This is a genomic window from Bradyrhizobium sp. WSM471 (genome assembly GCF_000244915.1).
In the GTDB taxonomy this organism is placed as follows: Bacteria; Pseudomonadota; Alphaproteobacteria; order Rhizobiales; family Xanthobacteraceae; genus Bradyrhizobium.
Map to the genome: position 1 here is coordinate 5728468 of NZ_CM001442.1, position 23526 is coordinate 5751993.

21 protein-coding genes are annotated in these 23526 nt (G+C 63.4%); 8 read left to right on the plus strand and 13 right to left on the minus strand.

What is annotated here, in order from left to right:
- Nucleotides 1-3: 3 nt before the first annotated feature.
- Nucleotides 4-771 carry an ABC transporter ATP-binding protein gene (locus BRA471DRAFT_RS26000; protein WP_007612676.1) on the minus strand — a complete coding sequence of 256 codons (768 nt, stop codon included), beginning with the start codon at nt 769-771 and terminating at the stop codon, nt 4-6.
- Between the two features lie 2 nt (nt 772-773).
- Complete coding sequence (locus BRA471DRAFT_RS26005; protein WP_007612677.1) at nt 774-1910, minus strand: MlaE family lipid ABC transporter permease subunit; 1137 nt, start codon at nt 1908-1910, stop codon at nt 774-776.
- Nucleotides 1911-2085: 175 nt separating this feature from the next.
- On the opposite strand from BRA471DRAFT_RS26005, the gene BRA471DRAFT_RS26010 reads away from it, so the two are divergent.
- Together BRA471DRAFT_RS26010 and BRA471DRAFT_RS26015 are read left to right on the plus strand one after the other, a co-directional pair.
- On the plus strand, nt 2086-2361 hold the full coding sequence (locus BRA471DRAFT_RS26010; protein ID WP_007612678.1) for a hypothetical protein: 276 nt from the start codon (nt 2086-2088) through the stop codon (nt 2359-2361).
- A complete protein-coding gene (locus BRA471DRAFT_RS26015; RefSeq protein WP_007612679.1) occupies nt 2362-2850 on the plus strand; it encodes a hypothetical protein in 489 nt (162 codons plus the stop codon). It abuts the gene before it with no gap.
- 9 nt (nt 2851-2859) lie between these two features.
- Here BRA471DRAFT_RS26015 and BRA471DRAFT_RS26020 read toward each other — a convergent pair whose 3' ends face one another.
- Together BRA471DRAFT_RS26020 and BRA471DRAFT_RS26025 are read right to left on the minus strand one after the other, a co-directional pair.
- Nucleotides 2860-5553 carry a bifunctional acetate--CoA ligase family protein/GNAT family N-acetyltransferase gene (locus BRA471DRAFT_RS26020; protein ID WP_007612681.1) on the minus strand — a complete coding sequence of 898 codons (2694 nt, stop codon included), beginning with the start codon at nt 5551-5553 and terminating at the stop codon, nt 2860-2862.
- A 67-nt stretch (nt 5554-5620) separates the two neighbouring features.
- On the minus strand, nt 5621-6451 hold the full coding sequence (locus BRA471DRAFT_RS26025) for a universal stress protein (RefSeq protein WP_007612682.1): 831 nt from the start codon (nt 6449-6451) through the stop codon (nt 5621-5623).
- 193 nt (nt 6452-6644) lie between these two features.
- Here BRA471DRAFT_RS26025 and BRA471DRAFT_RS26030 point away from each other — a divergent pair, with 193 nt between their 5' ends.
- Both BRA471DRAFT_RS26030 and BRA471DRAFT_RS26035 read left to right on the plus strand, forming a co-directional pair.
- On the plus strand, nt 6645-8177 hold the full coding sequence (locus tag BRA471DRAFT_RS26030) for a bifunctional aminoglycoside phosphotransferase/ATP-binding protein (RefSeq protein ID WP_035974275.1): 1533 nt from the start codon (nt 6645-6647) through the stop codon (nt 8175-8177).
- Between the two features lie 12 nt (nt 8178-8189).
- The gene (locus BRA471DRAFT_RS26035) at nt 8190-9161 is read left to right on the plus strand and encodes a CHAD domain-containing protein (RefSeq protein ID WP_007612685.1); all 972 of its coding nucleotides are present in this window, start codon (nt 8190-8192) and stop codon (nt 9159-9161) included.
- On the opposite strand, the gene BRA471DRAFT_RS26040 is transcribed toward BRA471DRAFT_RS26035, so the two are convergent.
- Nucleotides 9158-11008 carry an alpha/beta hydrolase gene (locus BRA471DRAFT_RS26040; protein WP_007612686.1) on the minus strand — a complete coding sequence of 617 codons (1851 nt, stop codon included), beginning with the start codon at nt 11006-11008 and terminating at the stop codon, nt 9158-9160. The genes BRA471DRAFT_RS26035 and BRA471DRAFT_RS26040 overlap by 4 nt on opposite strands.
- Nucleotides 11005-11505 (minus strand): hypothetical protein, encoded by a 501-nt coding sequence (locus BRA471DRAFT_RS26045; protein ID WP_371258290.1) that lies wholly within the window; start codon nt 11503-11505, stop codon nt 11005-11007. Before BRA471DRAFT_RS26045 ends, BRA471DRAFT_RS26040 begins: the two co-directional genes overlap by 4 nt.
- 110 nt (nt 11506-11615) lie before the next feature.
- On the opposite strand from BRA471DRAFT_RS26045, the gene BRA471DRAFT_RS26050 reads away from it, so the two are divergent.
- A complete protein-coding gene (locus BRA471DRAFT_RS26050; protein WP_007612688.1) occupies nt 11616-12344 on the plus strand; it encodes a CBS domain-containing protein in 729 nt (242 codons plus the stop codon).
- A gap of 33 nt (nt 12345-12377) precedes the next feature.
- On the opposite strand, the gene BRA471DRAFT_RS26055 is transcribed toward BRA471DRAFT_RS26050, so the two are convergent.
- The 3 genes from BRA471DRAFT_RS26055 to BRA471DRAFT_RS26065 all read right to left on the minus strand — a co-directional run bounded on the left by BRA471DRAFT_RS26055 (nt 12378) and on the right by BRA471DRAFT_RS26065 (nt 15212).
- The gene (locus BRA471DRAFT_RS26055; RefSeq protein ID WP_035974277.1) at nt 12378-12836 is read right to left on the minus strand and encodes a RidA family protein; all 459 of its coding nucleotides are present in this window, start codon (nt 12834-12836) and stop codon (nt 12378-12380) included.
- A gap of 19 nt (nt 12837-12855) precedes the next feature.
- Nucleotides 12856-14547, minus strand: coding sequence for a benzoate-CoA ligase family protein (locus BRA471DRAFT_RS26060; protein ID WP_007612699.1), 1692 nt, complete (start codon nt 14545-14547; stop codon nt 12856-12858).
- Nucleotides 14548-14693: 146 nt separating this feature from the next.
- On the minus strand, nt 14694-15212 hold the full coding sequence (locus tag BRA471DRAFT_RS26065) for a MarR family winged helix-turn-helix transcriptional regulator (RefSeq protein ID WP_007612703.1): 519 nt from the start codon (nt 15210-15212) through the stop codon (nt 14694-14696).
- Nucleotides 15213-15460: 248 nt separating this feature from the next.
- On the opposite strand from BRA471DRAFT_RS26065, the gene BRA471DRAFT_RS26070 reads away from it, so the two are divergent.
- The gene (locus BRA471DRAFT_RS26070; RefSeq protein WP_007612704.1) at nt 15461-16636 is read left to right on the plus strand and encodes an ABC transporter substrate-binding protein; all 1176 of its coding nucleotides are present in this window, start codon (nt 15461-15463) and stop codon (nt 16634-16636) included.
- A 29-nt stretch (nt 16637-16665) separates the two neighbouring features.
- The gene (locus tag BRA471DRAFT_RS26075) at nt 16666-17121 is read left to right on the plus strand and encodes a cupin domain-containing protein (RefSeq protein WP_007601580.1); all 456 of its coding nucleotides are present in this window, start codon (nt 16666-16668) and stop codon (nt 17119-17121) included.
- 2 nt (nt 17122-17123) lie between these two features.
- Here the strand turns inward: BRA471DRAFT_RS26075 and BRA471DRAFT_RS26080 are convergent, their stop codons facing one another.
- From BRA471DRAFT_RS26080 to BRA471DRAFT_RS26095, 4 genes are all read right to left on the minus strand, one after another.
- The gene (locus tag BRA471DRAFT_RS26080) at nt 17124-18374 is read right to left on the minus strand and encodes a flavin-dependent oxidoreductase (RefSeq protein ID WP_007612705.1); all 1251 of its coding nucleotides are present in this window, start codon (nt 18372-18374) and stop codon (nt 17124-17126) included.
- 55 nt (nt 18375-18429) lie between these two features.
- Nucleotides 18430-20781 (minus strand): bifunctional salicylyl-CoA 5-hydroxylase/oxidoreductase, encoded by a 2352-nt coding sequence (locus tag BRA471DRAFT_RS26085; RefSeq protein ID WP_007612706.1) that lies wholly within the window; start codon nt 20779-20781, stop codon nt 18430-18432.
- A gap of 94 nt (nt 20782-20875) precedes the next feature.
- Complete coding sequence (locus tag BRA471DRAFT_RS26090; RefSeq protein WP_007612708.1) at nt 20876-21712, minus strand: enoyl-CoA hydratase family protein; 837 nt, start codon at nt 21710-21712, stop codon at nt 20876-20878.
- Nucleotides 21713-21753: 41 nt separating this feature from the next.
- Nucleotides 21754-22515: an SDR family NAD(P)-dependent oxidoreductase gene (locus tag BRA471DRAFT_RS26095; RefSeq protein ID WP_007612710.1), complete on the minus strand. Its 762-nt coding sequence runs from the start codon at nt 22513-22515 to the stop codon at nt 21754-21756.
- A gap of 208 nt (nt 22516-22723) precedes the next feature.
- Here BRA471DRAFT_RS26095 and BRA471DRAFT_RS26100 point away from each other — a divergent pair, with 208 nt between their 5' ends.
- Nucleotides 22724-23521 carry an alpha/beta fold hydrolase gene (locus BRA471DRAFT_RS26100; RefSeq protein ID WP_050992663.1) on the plus strand — a complete coding sequence of 266 codons (798 nt, stop codon included), beginning with the start codon at nt 22724-22726 and terminating at the stop codon, nt 23519-23521.
- The last annotated feature ends 5 nt before the right edge of the window (nt 23522-23526 follow it).

The window sequence follows — 23526 nt, forward strand, 5'->3', positions numbered from 1 at the left end:
GTCTCATCTCATCTCGTGTTGCAGCATCTGCGAGCGCTTGCCATGGAAATAGGCGCGCACCCAGGGATGCTCGGATTGCAGCAGTTCGCGCATCGGACCGATCGCCACGATCTTGCCGTCGGCGAGCGCGGCGACCCGATCGCAGACCGTGGTCAGGCTCGCCAGATCATGGGTGACCATGAACACGGTGAGGCCGAGGGTCTTTTGCAGTGTCCCGATCAGCGCATCGAAATCGCCCGCCGCGATCGGATCGAGACCCGATGTCGGCTCGTCCAGGAAGAGGATCGGCGGATCGAGCGCGAGCGCGCGCGCCAGCGCGACGCGCTTGGTCATGCCGCCGGATAGCTCCGCCGGATATTTATCGGCGTCCTGCGCCCGCAGCCCGACCATTTCGAGCTTGGCGATCGCGATCTCGTCCATCAGCTCCTGCGACAGGACGAGATTTTCACGGAGCGGAAACTGGATGTTCTGCCGGACCGTCAGCGAGGAGAACAGCGCGCCCTGCTGGAACAGGATGCCCCATGTCGTGGCCGCGCCTTCGGTGCGGCCGCCGATTGGCCGTCCCGTGACCTCGATGGTGCCGCCTTGGCGCGGGATGAGGCCGATGATGGTTCGCATCAGCACCGACTTGCCGCCACCCGACGCCCCCACGAGCCCGAGGATTTCACCCCGGCGCACGTCGAGCGTCAGATGATCGAGCACGGTCTGCCGGCCGAAGCCGACCACGAGGTCGCGGACGCGGATCGCGAACTGCTCTTGCGATTCGCCCATGATCACATTCCGATCGAGGCGAAGAAGATCGCGAACAGGCCGTCGAGCACGATCACCAGGAAGATCGACTTGACCACCGAAATCGTGGTCTGTCGTCCCAGCGACTCGGCGCTGCCCTTCACACGCAAGCCCTCGCTGCAGGCGACGATTCCGATCACCAGCGCCATGAACGGCGCCTTCAGGATGCCCACCTCGAAATGGGCGACCGAGATCGCATCGTGCAGCCGCGCGATATAGATCGCCGGCGCCATGCCGCCGTAAAACTGCGCGATCAGGCCGCCGCCATAGAGTGCGGCGATCGATCCGATGAAAGCAAGGATCGGCAGCGCAATCACCAGGGCCACAACCCGCGGCAGGATCAGGACGTGGACGGGATCGAGGCCCATGGTCGAGAGCGCATCGATCTCCTCGCGCATCTTCATCGAGCCGAGCTCGGCGGTGTAGGCGCTTCCCGAGCGGCCGGCGACCATGATGGCGACGATCAGCACGCCGAGCTCGCGCAACACCAGGATGCCGACCATGTCGACGGTGTAGGATTCCGCGCCGAACCTGCGGAAATGGAAAAATCCCTGCTGGGCGATGATGGCGCCGATCAGGAAGGTGATCAGCACGACGATGGGGATGGCCTGCCAGCCGATGCGGTAGAGCTGATAGATCAGCGATGTCAGTCGCAGCGAGCGCGGCCGGCGCAGCACGCCGATCACGGCCATGAACAACGCGCCCAGCATTTGAAGAAAGATCGTGATGTCTTCGCGCGCGCCGACCGTGGACTTGCCGAGATCGTTCAGTCTTAGCAGGACAGGGTTGGGTGCAGGCGCCGGCGGCGGGGTGTGGCGGTTGACCTGACGCACCTCCTCCATCAGGCCACTGAAATGGTCGGCGACACCGATAAACTCGGCCGTTCGACCGGATGATGAAGCCCTGCGCGACAGCTTTTCCAGGACCCAGGCGCCGAGCGTGTCAAGCGCGCTGACGCCTGACATGTCCAGCGTCACGGTTCTGGATCGATCGACATCCGCCCCGACCGACCGGGACAACGTCTCCAGCATCGACACGTTCGCGGCAATCCACGGCCCTTCCGGGCACAATTTCAGCTCTTCGCCGGAGGGCGTTGCCAGCAACAGCGGTTCGGAGTTCACGCTTCCACCTCATCGGGACAACCGGGTCCCCATTCAGCCGGTCATTCTAGGCCGGCATGTGGCAGCCGGTTTGACCTGTCTCAAGACCACGACGCGTCTGCCTCCTTGACGCAAATCAAGAGCGCTCGCGCCGGCGGGTCCTAGGTTTGATTCCATTAAAGGGGAAATCAGGTCCATGTTCGACAGCGACAGGATGAGCGAAGAACTGCGCACGCTGAAGGTTGACGTCACACGCTTGCTGAGCACGGCCGGCGAGGAGATGTTCGACAGTTCGAAAGACCGCACGGAGGCCCTTGCCGATCAGATCAAGGCTGCGCTCGCCGAGCTCGGCGAGACCGTCGATGAGGAGCAGGAGCAGCTTCAGGGCCTCATTACGGACCGCCCGATCACATCGCTTGCCTCGGCCTTCGCGCTCGGCGTGGTCGTCGGATTCATGCTGCGGAGGCACTAGGTGAACACGGAAAATGTCGTCAAACATCTGCGAGTGCTCTGGCGTACCGACAGGATCATCGCGGACATCAGGCTGCGCCACCTGCTGATCGGCCTCGGCCTGCGCGCCTTTGCGGCGCTGATCGCCGCGTTCGGGCTCCTGATGCTGGAGCTGTCCGCCTATTTCGCACTGGTGCAGATCTGGAGTGCCATTGGCGCGGCCGCCATCCTTGGCGCCGTCAATTTTGCCATCGCAGCAATTCTCTTTGTGATTGCCGGCCGGCCTCCTGCAGGCCGCGACATCGAACTCGCCAACGAGATTCACGGCGCATCCATCGAAGCTCTTCAGCTCGAGGCACGCACACTCCAGGCCCAGGTGTCGGGCGCCGTCCATCATCCGCTCAGCACAATCTTGCCCGTGCTGGTGCCACTGATTGCGGTCCTGATCAAGAATTTGCGGAGAACGGCCAAGGACTCCGCCGCGGCAAATCCGGCTGAAGCGCGCCCCTAACGGGCGCGCTCAGAGTTTCAGCCTGACGTCGCAAATATCCGGCTCAGTCGGATCCGGCTTCACCTCGAAGCCGAGCTGCCGGCACATTTCGAGCATCGTGGTGTTCTCCCTGAGAACATCACCGGAAATCGCTTTGAGCCCCTCCGATCTCGCGTAGTCGATGATCAGCTGCATCAGGGCCCAGCCCAGACCTTTGCCCTTGAGGTCGGACCGCAGCAGAATCGCATATTCGCCGCTCTCGTAGACCGAGTCCGAATGGAGACGGACCACGCCGACCATTTCACCGGTCGCCTCGTCGAACGCGATAAAGGCCATCGCGCGCGCATAGTCGAGCTGAGTCAGGCGGGCGATGAACTCGTGAGTGAACTCCTTCATCGGCGCGAAGAAACGCAGACGAAGGTCGTGCGCCGTGACATGACTCAGGAATGCGTGGATGGTCGGCTCATCCTCCGGACGCAGGGGCCGCGCGAAGATCCGCCAGCCCTCCTTGAGCTTGAGGCGGCGCTCCCATTGCGACGGATAGGCCCGAACGGCGAAGTTGGCGGCGCCGGAGCCGGCAAACTTCCGTTGCGGCAGCCCGACCGCCACGCGGGCGTCGACCGCGGTCACGCCGGTTTCATCCGCCAGCAGCGGATTGATGTCGAATTCGCGGATCCCGGGGATGTCGGCGGCCATCTGCGCCAGCTTGACCAGGACCATGGCGACGGCGTCGGGCTTCACCGCCGGCACGTCCCGGTAAGCGCGAAGCAGCCGGGACACGCGCGTGCGGTCGATCAGGTCGCGGGCCAGTTGCAGATCGAGCGGCGGCAGCGCAAGCGCCTTGTCGTTGATGATCTCGACCGCGGTCCCGCCGCGGCCGAACACAACGACCGTGCCGAAGGTCGGATCGTCGGCAAGGCCCAGAATCAACTCGCGCGCCTTCGCCTTCACGACCATCGCCTGCACGATGACGCCCTCGATGCGAGCTTGCGGACGCAGCTTGCTCGCGCGGGCGAGAATATCGGTAGCGGCGGCGCGCACCGCCTCGACCGTCGTCAGATTGAGCACGACGCCGCCGACATCGGATTTGTGGACGATGTCGCGCGACATGATCTTCAGCACGACGGTGGCGCCTTGCGCAAAGATGTCGCTCGCGTAGGCCACCGCCTGCTCGACATCGGCCGCGGCGTAGGTGGGCACCATCGCGATATCGTAGGCTTCGAGCAGGTGCTTGATCTCGACGGGTTCAAGCCATTGGCGGCCGTCTGCGATGGCAGCAGCTATGATCTGCTTCGCAGTACGTGCGTCCGGCACGAAAGTGTCTGGCATTGCGGGTGGAACCTGGCTCAGCTCCTCCACGACTTCGCGATGCCTCACGAGGTACATGAAGCCGCGCACGGCGTCGTCCTCGGTCGGATAGTTCGGAATGCCGGCGCCGGACAGTGTTTCGATGATGTTCTGGTCTGCCCCGATCCAGGCGGCAAGCACCGGCTTGGCCCAACTGCGGTGCTTCTCGCGGTATGCCTTGACGCGTTCGGTCACCATCGTTGCGATATCGGCGGCCGAGGCGATCGCGGTCTGCACATTGAGGACCAGGACCGCGTCGTTGTCGGCGTCGGCGAGCAGCACCTCGAGCGCCGCCGCATAGCGCGACGCATCGGCGTCGCCCACGATGTCGACGGGATTTGCGCCGGACCAGGTCGGCGGCAGCGCGTCATCGAGTTTCTTGCGGGCGTCCGCCGAGATGGTCGCCGGAATGCCGCCGAGCTCGACCAATCGGTCGATAGCGAGGACGCCGATGCCGCCGCCATTGGTCAGGATGGCGAGGCGCTTTCCTGCCGGCGACTCGACGCGGCCGAGCGTCTCGGCGCAATCGAACAGTTCGCGCAGATCGGAGACCCGCAGGACGCCCGCGCGGCGGAACGCCGCGTCATAGACGGCGTCGGCGCCCGCGAGCGCACCGGTATGGGTGGCAGCCGCCCTCGCACCCTGCGCCATTCGGCCGGACTTCACCACGACAACGGGCTTCACGCGCGCCGCGGCGCGCGCGGCCGACATGAACTTGCGCGCGTCCTTGATGGCCTCGATATAGAGCAGGATCGCGCGGGTCTTGTGATCCATCGCGAAATAGTCGAGCAGATCGGCAATATCGACGTCGATCTGATCGCCGATCGAGACGATGCCGGAGAAGCCGACGCCGCGCTGCGCGGCCCAATCAACCATGCCGGCCGCGATCGCGCCTGATTGCGAGATCAGCGCGAGATTCCCCGGCCCCGGCATGTGCGCGGCAAAACTGGCGTTGAGGCTCACGCCGGGCATCATGATGCCCAAGCAGTTCGGCCCGATCAGCCGCATGCCGTATTTGCGGGCCGCAGCGATGGCGGCCTCGTGCAGGGAGCCCGGTCCATGGCCGAGCCCGGCCGAGACGATCAGGGCGCCCGCCGAGCCGCGCCGCCCGGCTTGATCGACAATGCCGGGAACCGCGCGCGCCGGCGCGGTGATGACCACAAGCTCGGGCACGAACGGCAATTGATCGAGGTTGCCCACGGCCGCGACGCCGCCGATCTCGGCATGGCGCGGATTGACGAGGCCGAACTGTCCCGTGAATCCAGCCTTGCGGATGTTCTCCAGAACGGCGCGTCCAACGGAGACCGGGCGGGCGCTCGCACCGACGAGCGCGACCGAACGCGGCGACAGCAGGTTCTTCAGACGATAGGTTGACATGAAAGCAAATGCGCCCGGTCGGTGGCGGTTCCGATGGTTGACGATCAAGCCGAGACTGGCGACCCGCCTAGTACGAGATCATAACCCAGCACGGTGGCTCGCCAATGACGGTCTTTGTCACACCGCCCCAAACGATCTCGTTCAGGCGCGAATGATGGTAGGCGCCCATGACGATCGCATCGATGGCATGGGAATTCGCCCAGCTTCCGAGCACTTTGCCAATCGAGCTGCCGCTGCCCTTCGTGGTTTCGAACGAGGCGTAGACCCCGTGTTCCCTCAAGTGATCGACCAGAGCCGTCCCGGATTGCACGATCGCGTCGGACTTGTCGTCCGCTACGGTCACCACGCGGACCGAGGCGGCTGCCTGAAGGATAGGCAGCGCGTCGCCGACCGCCCGCGCCGCACGCGCCGAGTGATCCCAAGCGATCATGATGTTCTCGAATTCCGGGCGCAGTTGGTCCACCTGCTGCTCCGGGCAGAGCAGCACTGGCCGCCCGGATTCGAACAGGAGCGTCTCGATGATGTGCTCGGTTCGGCTGTCGTGTGGCTTCACGGGGACCAGCGTAAGATCGCTGAAGCGGCCGTGTTCGGCCAGGACTGACGCGATCTGGTCTGCCGGCACCTTGGCCGACCGGCTTTGAGCGCGAATACCGGTGCGGGAGGTTGCGCGGGTGAACGCATCCAGGAGATGCTGACTGTCGCCGGCCTCAAGCGACCCGTCTGCCTCGGCCGCATCGGGGAGCATCACCTTCGGCCGCACGAAAACATCCTCTTCGAGTGCCAGCGCGGTGATCCGGGCGCCGAGGTCGCCGGCAACGGCCACGCATTTCTCGATCGCAACAAGGGCCGGGCCGCGTGGCTGGCCGACGAGCGGCAGAAAGACGTCCTTGATCGGCATCGGAATTCTCCTTGGCCACCAGAATAGGCCGGCTTTCGTTGGGACGCTTGATCCTCGTCAAGGCCGGGAACTCCGACCGGTCGGAGGGAGACAGGCGTTGACCGAAGTCAAGGACTGGCCGCGGTCTGCTTCTATGGATTACCCTGATCGCGGGGCGAGCCGCCTTCCGACGCATCTGGACGTACCAGCTGGAATGACCGACGATTCTGCGACCCAGGACCGGATCTTTGCGGCGCTCACCAATTCCGCGGATCATCCAAACGTGAGGCGGATCGATACGCACGCAGCTTCGGTCTTTCTCGAAGGCGGGCGTGCTCTGAAAATCAAGCGCGCCGTGCAATTTCCGTTCCTCGATTATTCGACGCTCGAGAAGCGCAGGACGGCGTGCGAGGAGGAGATCAGGATCAACCGGCCGCTGGCGCCGCAGATCTATCACCGCGTCGTCGCGATCACGGAAGAGGCCGATGGATCGGTGAAGGTCGACGGAAGCGGCCGGCCGATCGAGTACGCGGTTGATATGTTGCGCTTCGACGAAAACCGCACGCTGGATCATCTGGCCAAGGCCGGCCCGCTGGATGAAAGTCTTGTATCGGCCGTCGCCGAGACGATCGTGGCTTCGCACGCGCAGGCTGTTCGCGCCGACGGCAACGCATGGGTTTCCTCCATCCCCGGCCTGATCGATGGCAACAGCAATGGCCTGCGGGCCGGCAATCATTTCGAAGCCGAAGAGATCGCGCAGCTCGGCAGAGACTCGCACGCAATGTTCCTCCGCCTCCGGCCTTTGCTCGAAGAGCGCGGCCGTCAAGGTTTCGTGCGCCGCTGCCATGGCGACCTGCATCTTGCGAACATCGTGGCGATCGACGAGCAGCCGGTGCTGTTCGACGCCATCGAGTTCGACGCCCAGATGGCAACCACCGACGTGCTCTACGATCTCGCATTCGGATTGATGGACCTGTTGCATCACGATCAACCACGCGCGGCCAACATCGTATTGAACCGCTACCTCGCCGCAACTTCGGTTGCGAATCTCGACGCTCTCTCCGCACTGCCGCTGTTCATGTCCATCCGGGCGGCGATCCGCGCCCAGGTCGCGCTGGCACGGCTGAAGCCGCCGCATCCCCATGATACGGGCATTCTCGACGGTGCACGGCGCTATTTTGGCCTCGCCCGCGTGCTGATCCAGCCGCCAGCCCCCCGGCTGGTAGCAGTCGGCGGATTGTCAGGCACCGGAAAGACGATTTTGGCACGCGCGCTCGCGCCGGATATTACGCCGCTGCCGGGGGCCGTCGTGCTGCGCAGCGACCTCGTCCGCAAGCAGATGTTCGGGGTCGAAGATACGGACCGGCTGCCGGCATCCGCATACACGCCGGAGGTCACGGCCCGCGTTTACGACATGTTGGCCGGGCACGCCGGGCGGGTGCTGGCGCAAGGCCATTCAGCGATCATCGACGGCGTGTTCGCCCGTGAGGACGAACGAGACGCGGTCGCCGCACTGGCGCGCAAGCGCAACGTGCCGCTGAGCGGCCTGTTTCTGGTTGCGGATCTCCCGACCCGGCAGGCGCGGATCGGAGGCCGCCGGGGCGACGCATCCGACGCCACGCAAGAGGTTGCCGCGCTGCAAGAGCACTATAATATCGGCCATGTCGGTTGGGCGACCATCGATGCATCCGGCACGCAAGAGCAGACGCTCCAGAACTGCCGGGACGCGATCGCCGAAAGCAAATAAGGCAATCTGCAGATGGCGCGACCCAGCACGAGTTCGACGGCCGCGCGCATCAAGCTTGCGGCGAGGCGCAATGCCCTGCCCGGCCGCCTCAGCCCCGGCATGGTCTGCGACACGGCCTTCCGGATCATCGCCCGCCGTCACCTCGCCGCCGTTCTCGCGCAGCATGACGGCACCTGCCGCGGCGATCCCGAGGCGCTGCACCAGATCCGGATTGCACTGACGCATCTGCGCACCGCCATCCGCTTCTTCTCGCCGATGGTCGATGATGCCCTTCGGCCGGAGGTCTGGACCGAACTAAAATGGTTGAACAGCCAACTCGGCATGGTGCGGGACCTCGACGTGGCAATCGAGCGGGTCATCGCCGAGAGTGGAGGCGAGTTGACCGTGATTGCCGAGCTCCAGCATTGGGACGAAAAGCGCGCCGAGAGCCATCGCCAGTTGGCGCGCGCGCTGCAATCCGCGCGGTATCGCCGTCTCGTCGAGCAGACGTCAGCCTGGATCGAGAGCGGCCCCTGGTCGACCCGGCGCAGCAAGGAAGCTATCAGGCTACGCCGCTGCACGCTCGCCGACCACGCTACAGCGAAACTCACGGAATGGGAAAGGACGCTGCTCAAGAAAGCACGCAAGCTCCGCAAGCTCGACGTCGGGAAACGGCACAAGCTGCGGCTTCTCAACAAGCGGCTGACCTATTCGATCGAATCGCTCGAGGACCTTTTCGCCGACGAGTCGTTGACCAAGCAGAAGTCGATCCTCAAGCAATTGCGCAAGGCGCAAAAATCCCTCGGGCAATTGAATGACGATGCGCGAGGGCAAACCTTGGCGGCGTCATTGAACGAGGCCGTCCCCGAGGCGGGCATTCGCTTCCTCAACCGCAAGCGCGAAAAGAAACTGTTGCGGACCGCCTCGCGCGCCTACCGGAAACTCGACAAGGCCAAGCCGTTCCGCTCCGCCGACCTTGCGCCGAATGCGGAGCCTGAGGACTAGGTTTGGACGTAGTCTCCCGGCGCGTCGGGCAGGCTGTCGACGTTCCCAAACCCCATCCGTGGCGGCTCATTGAGTACACCAGAGCGGGCGGTCAGCCATCTGGACCATTCTTGCCACCACGACCCCTTCGCATGCGGTGCCAGTTTCAGCCATTCATCGCGGTCGACATAGGGCGCATCCGCCGCCTTGGTCATGATCTGGTAGCTGTGCCCGGGCTCCTCAGGAGGCGCGACGATGCCGGCGTTATGGCCTCCGCTCGTCAACAGGAAGGTCACATCGGCGTCGACTTGATAGTGAATCTTGTAGACGGATTGCCACGGCGCCACGTGATCCCTGACCGTGCCGACAACAAACATCGGCGTGTGGATGTCGGAGAGTGATATGCTCTTGCCGTCGACGCGGTAACGACCTTCAGCCAGGTCATTGCTGAGGAACAGCTTGCGCAGATATTCAGAGTGCATGCGATAGGGCAAGCGCGTGGCGTCGGCATTCCAGGTCATCAAATCGCTCGGCGGCGCCCGCTCCCCCATCAGATAATTGTGCGAGAGCCGCGACCAGATCAGATCGTTCGAGCGCAGCAGCTGAAAAGCGCCGGCCATCTGCGTCGTATCGAGATAGCCTCGCTCCCACATCATGTCTTCCAGGAACGAGACCTGACTCTCGTTGATGAAAAGCGTCAGCTCGCCTGCTTCTGTGAAATCCGTCTGCGCAGCAAGCATCGTGATTGTCTTCAGCCGATTATCGCCGTCGCGCGCCATCGCTGCGGCCGCGATCGACAACAAGGTGCCACCCAGGCAGTAGCCAAGCGCATGAACTTTCCGGCGCGGCAAGATGCAGGCGATCGCATCCAGCGCAGCAAGGACGCCCGATGTGCGATAGTCATCAAACGCCACGTCGCGATCGGGCGCGTTCGGATTGCGCCAGGATATCGCAAATACGGTGAAGCCCTCGCCGGTCAGATATTTGACGAGCGAGTTCCGCGGCGACAAGTCGAGGATGTAGTATTTCATGATCCATGCGGGCACGATCAGGATCGGCTCCGGCCGCACCTTTTCGGTAGTGGGATGATACTGGATCAGCTCGATCAGCTCGTTGCGATAGACGACCTTGCCGGGCGACGTCGCAACGGTCTTGCCGACAATGAACTGTTCGTTGCCGGTCGACTTCCCCGCGGAGAGCATGCGCATCAAGTCCCTGCACCAGTTCTGCCACCCGAGTACGAAATTCTCTCCCCCACTCTGTAAGGCCTTCTGAAGGACCTCGGGGTTGCTGGCAGCGAAATTCGATGGTGCAAGCATGTCGAGCATCTGGCGTCCCGAGAACTCGACGATTGCTTCATTCGTGGGGGCGACGCCACGCACACCCGTCGCAGCATCGTGCCACCACCGTTCTCCGAGGAGAAACGACTGCGCCATCAAGTTGAAAGGAGGGCTTTGCCATAACGGCCCTGCGAAGCGACGGTCCTGCGCTTGAGGCTTGATCACCGACCAAAGGTTTTGGCCTGGTGCAGCGGCATGCGCGACGGCGTCGAAATACCGGCTGGTGTCCCGAACGATCTCGCGCGTCCTCTCCAATTGGCGCTGCGGTGCTGCTGCAAGATGCGAACTCCAATCGAGATAGGCGAGCGACAGCGCTAATGGCGAAATGCCGCCGGTGAATCGCGCCAGCATCGCATGGAAGGCCCGATCGAGCGGATATGGTTCGGGCACGGACGGCGCATCGCCAGCCGGAATACGCTCCTGAACGGTCGCGGCCGGCGTTGCGGAACCCTTTACCAGATCAACGGGCGGCTCGGACGCCAGTTGCCCTTCGGCTAGCAGGAGGTTCGATGCCTGCGTGACATTCATGGCTGGATATTCTTAGGCGTTTCGGATTTTCCGTCAGCGACAGCGCTGGTCAGCCGCGGCCGCTCGTTCAGCATGCCAAGGATGGCTGCCGCGACCCGTTCGCCATGCCGAAAATACCGATCGCAGTCGCGACGAATGAAGTCGAGCTGATGCTGGCTGCATTCCCGGTACATGGTTGTCCAATCCTTCACGGAGTGAGAGCCTGCCAGTTTCGACACGAACTCCGCGAACAAATGTGTCTCGGTTTGCGTTCGGTCCAGGAGTTCGTTGGCCATGAACACGACCTCCTCGAATATGAGCCCCTGCGCTCCAAGGGCGGTATCCAGCGCACGCTGGTTCGCGCTGGCCAGCCCTGCAATTGGATTGGAGGGCAACGGTTCGGCCGCAGGCTCTTGCAACTGGACGAGCTCACTCACGATCAGGCTCCTGATCACCCACAAGGGGCGCTTCTCCATCAGGGTACAGTCAACCGGGCCGGAAACGTTGAGCTGCATCAAGTCGGGCTACTCGCCGCGGCGGACTTTCCTTGATTGACCTGCGTCAAATCCAATCGCCATGCCGAGATTAAGCTCAACTTCAGAGTCATCAAAAGCCAGCGGAGACTGCCATGCGTGCCCATCAGATCATGACCCGGTCGGTCATCTCGGTTACCCCCGACACCAGCATCGTCGAGGCGGCAAACATCATGCTGAAGCGGCATGTCAGCGGTCTCACGGTTGTGGACGGCGCCGGCAAGCTGATCGGCGTGGTCTCGGAAGGCGACTTCATCCGCCGCAGCGAAATCGGCACGGGACGCAAGCGCGGGCGCTGGCTGCGGTTCATTCTCGGATCCGGCAAATCGGCCAACGACTTCATCCACGAGCACGGCCGCAAGGTCTCGGAGGTGATGACCCCTTCACCGGTGACCATCAGCGAGGATACGGCACTTGCCGAGATCGTCGACCTCATGGAACGGAACAATGTGAAGCGTCTGCCGGTGATCCACGGCGACAAAATCGTCGGCATCGTGTCGCGGGCGAACCTGCTCCAGGCGGTGGCGGACCTCGCCCGGGACGTACCCGACCCGACCGCGGACGACGATCACATTCGCAGCCGCATCATCGATACCATGGAGAAGAACGACTGGTGCCCGTTCGGGCTGAATGTCATCGTCCGCGACGGCATCGTTCATCTCAGCGGCGTCATCACCGAGGAGCGCGCGCGACAGGCCGCGGTCGTCGCAGCGGAGAACGTCAACGGCGTGAAGAAGGTGCATGACCATCTCTGCTGGGTCGACACCATGTCAGGAATATATCTGAACTCGCCCGAGGATGATGACCTCGCCAAAGCAAGCTGACCAAGGCAAGCTGAGCGCGCGCCCGATCGCAGCTCAGCGCGGAATGACGGCGGTGGCTTCGATTTCGACGCGCGCCGCCTTCTCGACGAGGCGGGCGACCTGAACCAGCGCCATCGCTGGATAGTGGGTGCCGAAGATGGCGCGGTAGACCTTGCCGAGCTCTTTCAGGTTCGCCAGGTACTCGTCCATGTCGACGACGTACCAAGTCAGGCGCACCAAATGCTCGGGCTGCGCGCCGCCCTCTGCGAGGATCGCGGCGATATTGCCTAGGGTTTGGCGCACTTGCGCGACAAAACCCTCCGCGAGACGCTCCTCCGCATCCCAGCCGATGACGCCGCCGGTGACGACGATGCGTCCCTCGGCGGCCATGCCGTTGGCATAGCCTTTCGGCACCGGCCAACCGGACGGCTGGAGCACCTGCGCCCTGGCGCGGGTTTCGTCCTCGGCTGCTGTCGGCAGCGCCGCGAGGTGCGGGCCTTTCGGCGTCGTCACAGACAATTCTCTATCCTTCTCATTCCGCCGCGACGCCGGAGGACGTCACCGCGGTCTGCACCAGTTGCCGCAGGGCAAAGCGCTTTAGTTTGCCGGTCTCGGTCTTCGGGAGTTGCGTCACGAACTCGATCGCGCGCGGATATTTGTATGGCGCGATCTCGCGTTTGACATGCTCCTGCAACGCAGTCACGAGCTCGGCGTCCGGCATTACGCCCGGTGCGGCAATGACATAGGCCTTCACAATCATGCCGCGCGCCTCGTCCGGCGCGCCGACGACCCCGCACTCGACGACGGATGGGTGCGTGAGCAGCGCCGCCTCGACGTCCGTGCCTGCGATGTTGTAGCCCGCCGACACGATCATGTCGTCCGAGCGTGACTGGTACCAGAAATAGCCCTCGCTATCCATCAGATAGGTGTCGCCGGTAATGTTCCAGCCGTTCTGGACGTATTTGCGCTGCCGCTCGTCGGCGAGATAACGGCATCCGGTCGGCCCGCGGACGGCGAGCCGTCCCATCGTGCCCGGCGGCAAATCATTGCCGGACTCATCGACGATCTTCGCCTCATATCCTGGCACCGGCTTGCCCGTCGCACCGGGGCGGATTTCGTCCTCGGTCGCGCTGATGAAGATGTGCAGCAGCTCGGTCGAGCCGATGCCGTCCATCAGCTTGATGCCGGTCGCCTTCAGCCAAGCATCGAATGTCGGCTTGGGCAGCGTCTCGCCGGCGGACACGCATTTGCGAAGCGAGGAAATATCGCGGCCCGGAAGCTTGCCAATCATCGCCCGGTACGCGGTCGGCGCGGTGAAACAGACCGTCGTCTTGTACTGCTCGATCGCATTCAGAATGTCGTCGGGCGCCGTCTTCTCCAGAACGACGAAGGAGGCGCCGATGTGCATCGGAAACAGCACACCGCCGAAGCCAAACGTGAAGGCGAGCGGTGCCGAGCCGACGAAGCGATCCTTCTGCTCCGCGCGCAGGATGTTGCGCGCATAGCCATCGCACACCGCCAGCATGTCACGGTGGAAATGCATGGTGCCCTTGGGATCGCCGGTCGTGCCCGACGTGAACGCGATCAGGCAGACGTCGTCGGAGGCGGTATCGACAGCTTTGAACTCGGGACTTGCATCCCCCATCAGCGCCTCGAGCGAGTCACCGGCGCCGTTGCCCCAGTAGACCACGCGCTTGAGGCCGGGGCCTGCGGCTTTCGCCTTCTCCATTTCCTCGGCGAGCTTGCCATCGCAGAGCGCGAGCGTGATCTCCGCCTTCTGGATCGGATAAGACAGCTCCTTCGCACGCAACAGCGGCATGGTCGCTACGACGATGCCTCCGGCCTTGATTACCGCCAGATAGGTCGCGACCATCATCGGATTGTTGGCCGAGCGAAGCAGCACGCGCCCGCCGGTGACGAGACCTAGCTTGCCGACCAGCACATTGGCGATGCGGTTCACGAGCGTTTGCAGCTCACGATAGGTGTAGCTGACGGCGGGGCTGATCACGCAGGGAGCGTCGCCATGTCCCTGCTCGACCCAGCGGTCGAGGAAATAGCTGACGCAGTTGAGGCGAGGCGGATATTGCAGTTCCGGTCGCGTGAAGATGAATTCCGGCCAGAGCTCGCGTGGCGGAAGATGCTGCCGCGCGAACGCATCGACATGGGCAGTCGCGGCGTCGTCGTCACGCGAGCCCGAGACTTGAACCTTGGCGGCGTTGGCCATCGCACGCTCCTTTCAGCATGGAAAGCACCCGGCAGCACTAACTCGGAAACATTTTAGGCTTAAAGCAATTTCGCGCAATAGCGGATTTTGGGCATCCCATGCTTTTTCCGGCGGCAAACGGGATTGTGGGTGCCTCAGCCGCGGACCTAGGCCCGGCGGCGAGCGGCCGATTTCTGCGCCGACGCCTTGGTCTTGGCGAGCAGGCGCATCAGCTCGCGCACATCCTTCGGCGTCAGATCGCCGAAGAGATCGGCGATCCAGGTCTCGTGTTCCGCGGCCATTCTGCGAAACTCGGCCCGACCGAGTTTGGTCAGCCGGATCACCTGGACGCGGCGGTCCGTCTCCGACGTGCGGCGGTCGAGATGACCGGATTCCACGAGGCGCTCGACGAGGCCAGTGACGTTGCCGTTCGACACCATCATGCGCTTGGAGACGTCGGACAGCGTCATGCCGTCCGGCGCCTTGTCGAGCTGCGCCATCAGATCGAAGCGAGGCAATGTGACGTCGAAGCGGTACCGCAGCCGGCCACGGACCTCGCCCTCGATCAGGGTCGTGCAGGTCAAGAGGCGCAGCCACAGCCGAAGCTCTTCGGCGTGATCCTCCGGCGTTTCGACGGCCTTGGTCTCGGAATCGAGCATGTTGATGCAGTCACTCTCGGCCGGCATGGGCGCCCGGCACGGAATCCCAACGTTTTGAGCTTCAAATAAATCGAAGCCGGCCGCAAGCCTAAAGCCGCACCAATCGACCGCATGCCGATTTCTTTAGGCTTCAAATAATTGGCGCGCCGCTTGCATGCACCGCTACCCGCAGGATGACGACTTGAGCTTAGCTTGCCGCGGCAGCAATCATCGGCATAAACTTGGATTGGAGTAGCGGCTTGCAGCGCAAGTCCTGTTGTCACGGGGGACAGATCATGAAGACGCAAATGACGTTGGCCGCAGCCGCCTTGCTGCTTGGCACCGCGGTGAGTCCTTCCCTCGCCCAGGAGAAGATCAAGCTGGGTGTGATCGTGACCCTGTCGGGACCTGCCGCCGCGCTCGGCCAACAGGTTCGCGACGGCTTTGCGCTTGGGATGAAGGATCTCGGCGGCAAGATGGGCGGCCGCGATGTCGAGGTCGTCGTGGTCGACGACGAGTTGAAGCCGGACGCAGCGGTCACCAAGGTCAAGGGCCTTCTGGAGCGTGACAAGGTCGACTTCGTGGTCGGCCCGATCTTCTCCAACATCCTCCAGGCGATCCACCGGCCGGTCACGGAATCGAAAACCTTCCTGATCAGCCCCAATGCCGGCCCGTCTACGTTTGCCGGCAAGGACTGCAACCCGTTCTTCTATGTGACCTCGTACCAGAACGACCAGGTGCACGAAATCCTCGGCAAGGTCGCGCAGGATCGCGGCTACAAGCGCATGTATCTGATGGTGCCGAATTATCAGGCCGGCAAGGACTCGGTCGCGGGCTTCAAGCTCGACTACAAGGGCGAGATCGTCGAAGAATCCTACATGCCGCTCAACACGCTGGACTTCCAGCCGGAGCTTTCCAAGATTTCATCGCAAAAGCCGGATGCGCTCTTCACGTTCATGCCCGGCGGCCTCGGGGTCAATTTCGTCAAGCAATACCGGCAGGCCGGCCTCGCCGACAGCATTCCGGTGCTCTCGGCTTTCACGGTGGATGAATCGACCTTGCCGGCACAGCAGGACGCGGCGGTCGGCATGTTCGGCGGCGCGAACTGGGCTCCCAATCTCGACAATCCCCAGAACAAGAAGTTCGTCGCCGCCTACGAGGCCGCCTATAACGGCGTGCCCGGTACCTACGCCTTCCAGGCATACGATGCCGCGATGCTGATCGACAGCGCCGTCAAGGCCGTGAAGGGCGACCTTTCCAATAAGGACGCGGTCGCGGCCGCTCTGAAAAAGGCCGACTTCACCTCCCTGCGCGGCGCCTTCAAGTTCAACACCAATGGTTATCCGATCCAGAATTTCTACCTGACCAAGGTCGCCAAGCGCGCGGACGGCAAGTTCCAGACCGAGATCGTCCAGAAAGTCTTCGAGAATTACGGCGACCGCTACGCCAAGGACTGCAAAGCGGCGAACTAGGCCGCACGTCGCGTCGAGGGAGGATCACAATGAAGAGCGAAATCACCGGCATTACACGGGCCAATGAGGGGATCCAGGGCATCTCCTGGAATATCCTCGGCCAGACCTATGTGCCGAAGAGCAACACGGAGCACAGCTTCTCCTGGCATGCGACGCTGCCGCCGGGCACGTTCGTGCCGCCGCACATCCATCCCGACCAGGATGAATATCTCTACATGCTGGAGGGCAAGCTCGATTTCATGCTCGGCAATTCCGAGTCGCAGGCGACCGCGGGCGACCTGATCCGGCTCGGCATGGGCGTGCCGCACGGCATCTTCAACAAATCGGAGCAGACCGCGAAGGTGTTGTTCTGGGTGTCACCGACCCGCAAGCTATTCGACCTGTTTTGGGGCCTTCACAACATGAAGGAACAGAAGCCCGAGGACGTGGTGGCGATGGCGGCCGAGTTCAACATCCATTTCCTGCCACCGCCTCCCGGCGGCTAGATTCAAGCCCGCACCGCCGCAAGTCCCGGCACTGCGGCGAAGCCGGCCTTGGTAGCATAGCCGCGCACGATCGCCTCGCGCTGGGAATAGCTCAGCACGTTGTCGACATTATCGAAACCATCAGGCGCAAGCTGCTCGACGGCGTCGATGACGCCCTCGGGGCCGCCGCGCCGGTTGGAGCGGACAATGTCCGCGGTCATGGGCAGGCGCTTCTTCTCGTATTCAAGCAACGCCTGGCGCGGATGCTCGGCGCGCACCAGCGCGTCAGCGAGGCAGCGCGCATCGAGGATGGCCTGCGAGGCGCCATTGGAGCCAACCGGATACATCGGATGGGCGGCATCGCCGAGCAACGTGACTCTGCCCGACGACCAATAGGGCAACGGATCCCGGTCGCAGGTCGGATATTCGTAGAACTCCGGCGTGGCCGAGATCAGGCTCTTCACGTCGACGTAAGGCACCGAAAAGCGCGCCACATGCGGCATCAGCTCCTCGCGACGGCCCGGCCGCGACCAGTCTTCCTTGCGCGGCGGCGGGGCATTGCCCTCGCCGACTTTCACCAACACCGCCCAGTTGGTGAGACGGCTCGCCGGGCTCGACCCCTCCGCAATGGGATAGATCACCACCTTGGCGTTGAGGCCGCCGGCGACGATCATCGACTTGCCGGTGAGGAATAGCGGCCAATCCCGCGCACCGCGCCACAGCATCAGGCCGTTCCAGCACGGCGGCCCCTCGCTCGGGAACAGCGTGTCACGGACCCGCGAATGGATGCCGTCGGCACCAATCAGGATGTCGCCGCGCGCGGTATGGATGTGCGCGCCAGCGCGATCGAAGAAGTAAGCGGTGACGCCGCTCTCGTCCTGCGTGAAGGCACCGAGGCGGCAGCCGGTGTGGATGGCCTCCGGCCCGAGCCGCTCCTCGACGGCCCGATGGATGACGCCCTGAAGGCGGCCGCGGTGGATCGAGAATTGCGGCACATCGTGGCCGGCGTCGATGCCGCGGGCCTCGCGCCAGACTTCCTGGCCGTGACGGTTGAGGTAATAGAGCTGGTCGGTGCGGATCGCGACATCGTCAAGCTGCTGGAGCAGACCGAGGCCCGCCAGCTCGCGCATGGCATGCGGCAGCGTGTTGATGCCGACGCCAAGCTCGCGGATGGTGTCGGACTGCTCGAAAATCTCGCAAGCGAGGCCCCGCGAGCGCAGCATCAATGCGGTGGTGAGACCACCGATACCGCCACCGACGATAATCGCCTTCATCGCCCTCACTCCACTCGGTACACACCAGGCAATACGGCCAAATTCGCACGGGCGGTCACTCGGCCGCAAGCGGCTTTGTCGCCTCCGCCTTGAGCTCGGCCCGGGTCTTGGGCTTAGCCTTAATTCTCAGCTCCTCGAGATCCTGCCGGTCGCGCACGCTGTTGCGGAAAATCTGATCTTTTCCGGGAAGATATTGCGGCGGGCAGAACGCCTCGTCCGCCCCGTACCAGGCCGCCGCCCTCATGGTGAAGAAGGGATCGACCAGATGCGGCCGCCCGAGCGCAACGAGGTCCGCGCGGCCGGCAGCCAGGATGGTGTTGGCCTGGTCCGCCGTCGTGATGTTGCCGACGCACATCGTGGCCACGCGCGCCTCGTTGCGGACCTGGTCGGAGAACGGGGTCTGGAACATGCGCCCATAGATCGGCTGCGCATCGCGCACGGTCTGCCCGGTCGAGACGTCGACGAGGTCGACGCCGGCTTCGGCAAAAGCGCGCGCGATCGCCACCGCGTCGTCGCCGCCGATGCCACCCTCGGCCCAGTCGGTCGCGGAAATGCGCACTGACATCGGCTTGTGCGACGGCCATACGGCCCGCAGCGCCTCAAAGATCTCGAGCGGGAAGCGCAGGCGATTTTCGAGCGAGCCGCCATACTCATCCGTGCGGGTGTTCGTCAGCGGCGAGATAAAGCTCGCAAGCAGATAGCCGTGGGCGCAGTGCAGTTCGAGCATGTCGAAGCCGCAGCGTTCGCCGCGCTCGGCCGCCTCGACGAAAGCGTCCCTCACTGCGTTCATGCCGGCGCGATCAAGCTCGCGCGGGACCTGGCTGTCGGGGAAATAGGGCAGCGGCGATGCGGAAGTCACCTCCCAGCCGCCTTCGTCCAGCGGACGGTCCATGCCGTCCCACATCAGCCTGGTCGCACCCTTACGCCCGGCGTGCCCCAATTGCAGGCAGATTTTTGCGGCTGAATTGGCATGAACGAAATCAACGATGCGCCGCCAGGACGACTCCTGCTCATCATTCCACAGTCCTGCGCAGCCGGGCGTGATGCGGGCGTCGCGGGCAACGCAGGTCATCTCCGTGAAGATCAAGCCGGCGCCGCCGATCGCGCGCGATCCATAATGCACAAGGTGGAAATCGGTCGGCACGCCCTCCTTCGCCGAATACATGCACATCGGCGACACCACGGCGCGATTGGCGATCTCCATCTCGCGCAGCCGGAAGGGCTGGAACAGCGGCACCATTGGCTTCTCGGTGTCGACGTCGAAACCGCTGTCACGAACACGCTTGGCAAACGATCTTTCGACCTCCGCCACGAAGTCGGGGGCGCGGAGTTTCAGATTGTCATAGGTGATCGCCTTCGAGCGCGTCATCACGCCAAAGGCGAACTGCACGGGATCGAAATCCCAGAATCGGTCGACATGCTCGAACCAGACCAGCGAGACGTCAGCGGCGTGCTGCGTCTTCTCGACCTCCTCACGCCGTCCGTGCTCATAGACGTCCAGCGCCGCCTTGATGCTGGGCGCCTTCTCCATGGCGTCAGCCAGCGCGATCGCGTCTTCCATCGCGAGCTTGGTGCCCGAGCCGATCGAGAAATGCGCGCTCGCCTTGGCGTCGCCGAGCAGAACCATGTTGTCCTTGACCCAGCGCTTGCTGCGGATCATCGGGAAGTTGCGCCACGTCGAGCGGTTGGTGAGCAATTGGTGCCCATCGAGGAACCAGCCGAAGATCTCGGCCATCCGCGCAGCGGACTGGGTCTCGTTCAGCCCTGTCAGTCCGGCCCGTTCGAACGTCTCCGGATCGGTCTCGAAAATCCAGGTCGAGTGCCCGGCTTCATATTGATAGGCATGGGCGATGAACGGCCCCCACTCCGTCTCCTGGAAGATGAAGGTGAAGGCATCCAGCGGCCTGGTCGAGCCCATCCAGGCGAATTTGTTGGTACGGAGGTCGACTTCCGGCGCGAAATGATCGACATATTTGTCGCGGAAGCGGCTGTTGATGCCGTCCGCGACCAGGATCAGATCGGCGTCGGCGAAGCGGGATTCGTCCTCGACGTCCGCCTCGAAATTCAGGACGACGCCCAGTTCGCGCGCGCGCGCCTGGAGGATCAGGAGCAGCTTCTGCCGCGAGCAGCCACAAAAGCCGTTGCCGCCGACCCGATGGACCGTTCCGCGGAAGTGCACGGCGATGTCATCCCAGTAGGCGAATTCCTGGGTGATGCGGCGATAGCTCGGAAGGTCGTGCTTCTCGAAATTATCAAGCGTGGCGTCCGAGAACACCACGCCGAAGCCGAAGGTGTCGTCGGCGCGGTTGCGCTCGTAGACCGCGATCTCGGCGCTCGGTCGCTGCTTCTTCAGCAGGATTGCAGCGTAGAGACCCGCAGGTCCGCCACCGATGATCGCGACTTTCATGGGAGCCTCGCCAATTCAACCCGCCGAAACTATTTTAAGCCTAAAATAATTTCGCGCAAGTCCCCATTGCGGTGGGCTGCCGGCAAAGCCCGGCTTAGTCTCCCCTGAAGACCGGCTTGACCTTGTCGGCAAAGGCCTCGAAGGCCCGTTCGAAATCGGCCGTCGTCATGCACAGCGCTTGAGCAATAGCTTCGGCCTCGATCGCCTCCTCCACCGACATGGCCCATTCCATGGCCAGCATCCGTTTGGTCATGGTGTTGGCAAAAGTCGGTCCCTCCGCGATTTGCTTGGCGAGCACTTGTGCCTGGGGCAGCACCTGCTCCGGCGTGACGAGGCGGCTGAAGAAGCCCCAGCGCTCGCCCTCCTCCGCGGTCATGAACCGGCCGGTGTAGAGCAACTCGGAGGCGCGAGATTGTCCGATGATCCGCGGCAGGATCGCGCAGGCGCCCATGTCACAACCGGCGAGGCCGACCTTGTTGAAGAGGAATGCGACCTTGGCTCCGCTCGCCGCAAGCCGCATGTCCGACGCCATGGCGATGATCGCGCCCGCGCCGGCGCAGATGCCTTCAACCGCGGCAACGATCGGCTGCGGGCAGGCTCGCATCGCCTTGACGAGGTCGCCGGTCATCCGCGTAAACGCCGTCAGCCCCTTGGTGTCCATATTCACGAGCGGACCGATGATCTCGAACACATCGCCGCCGGAGGAGAAATTGGCACCAGCGCCGGTCACGACGATGGACTTGACTGCATCATCGAATGCGCAGGCGCGAAAGAAATCGGTGAGCTCGCGATAGCTCTCGAAGGTCAGCGGGTTCTTCCGTTCCGGACGATTGAGCGTAACTGTTGCAACACCATCGACCACGGCCAGCAGGAAGTGCTGCGGCGAATAGTCCGCAAGCGGTAAGGTCACGGGATTGGCTGGTCTGCTCATACGATCTCCTTGGCTTCCATGTTCCGCGCCTTAGCCATGCGCTAAATCTCACCACCGGCAACAGCGATGGCCTGCCCGGTGATTGCGCCGGCGCCCTCGCCGCACAGCCAGAGCACGGCATCCGCGACCTCCCGAGGAGAGATCAATCGTCCTTGCGGATTATGTTTCGCGAGTTCGGCAATGGCCTGCTCGCGGCTGCGCCCCGTCTTTTTCATGATGTTCTCGATGCTGCCGGCCACCAGATCGGTGTCGGTGAAACCGGGACACACCGCGTTGACGGTCACGTTGCTGCCGGCCGTCTCCAGTGCAAGCGAGCGCACGAGACCAATCACGGCGTGCTTGGCGGCAGTGTACGCGCTCACGTAAGCATAGCCCTTGAGCCCCGCCGTCGACGCGATCGCGACGATACGGCCATAGGGACGATCCTTCATCCCGGGCAGCACAGCGCTGACAGCATGGACCACGCCCATGAAATTGACGTCCATCATGCGCGCGAACAGGGCGCTGTCGGATTTGGAGAACGGCGCGGACTCGGCACTTCCCGCGTTGGCGATCAGAATATCGATCGGCTGCCGCGCGCTCGCTTCAGCGATGGCGGCTTTCAACGAAGTTTCGTTCGAGACGTCGGCGACGACCGCAAAATGCGCTGCCCCTGCGCTGACAGCCTCTTCAAGCGTCGCAGCGCTCCGACCAAGGACGGTCACGGTAGCACCGGCCTCGACGAGCGCTGCTGCGATGGCGCGACCAATGCCGCGACCGCCACCGGTCACCAGCGCGTGCGGCGAATGCGGTAATCCGGACATGCGCTGGCTTCCTTGCATTCTGCTGATCGCTCTCTCGATATATTTTAACCTTCAAACTTTTGCAAACAAAGCTCGACGCGACTCCGCGAACGGCCGCACGCCGGCCCGAAAATTGCTTTAAGTATAAAATTATCTCTTCCCATCCCTCACAGGCCTGTTAGCATCGAAGGGCCGAGCAAAAGGATGTCGCGTGTCGCAGCCTGCGCCAATGATAACAAAGGACGGCCGCTTCGCCTATGAAGCCGCGGGCGATCCGGGCGGGACACCTCTGATTTTCCTGCATGGCATCGGCGGTGCGGCACGGGCCTGGCGGCAGCAGCTTGCCACATTCGGCGGCCGCTTCCACGCGATTGCATGGGACATGCCCGGCTATGGTGGGTCGGCACCGCTCGCCAGCGTCAGCATCGCTGCCCTGGCGGATGCGCTTCAGCGATTCATCGAGCAGCTTGGGGCGAGCAGGCCAATTCTGGTCGGCCATTCCATCGGTGGCATGATCGTCCAGAAATGGCTGGTGCAATCCCCAAACCTGGCGCGCGCGGTCGTGCTGGCGCAGACCAGCCCCGCCTTCGGCAAGGCCGACGGTGATTGGCAGAAATCGTTTATCGCCGCACGGCTCGGGCCGCTCGATCGCGGTGAAACGATGAAGTCGCTGGCGCCCTCTTTGGTGAAGGAACTCGTGGGCGACGATCCTGATCCCAGGGGAATGGAGGTTGCACGCGAGTGCATGGCAAGCGTGCCCGAGGCGAGCTATCGCGCCATGATGCTGGCCTTGATTGGCTTCGACCAACGCAGCACCCTCAAGGACATTTCCATCCCGACGCTGCTGCTGTCCGGCTCCAAGGACAACAACGCGCCAGCGCCGATGATGGCGAAGACGGCGACCTACATTCCCTCCGCGGAATATGTCGAACTCGACTCTGTCGGCCATCTCGCCAACCTCGAACGTCCGGATGCCTTTGACGAGGCCCTCGGCCGCTTCCTGAATTCCGTCGCGACCAGAACGTAGGTGAC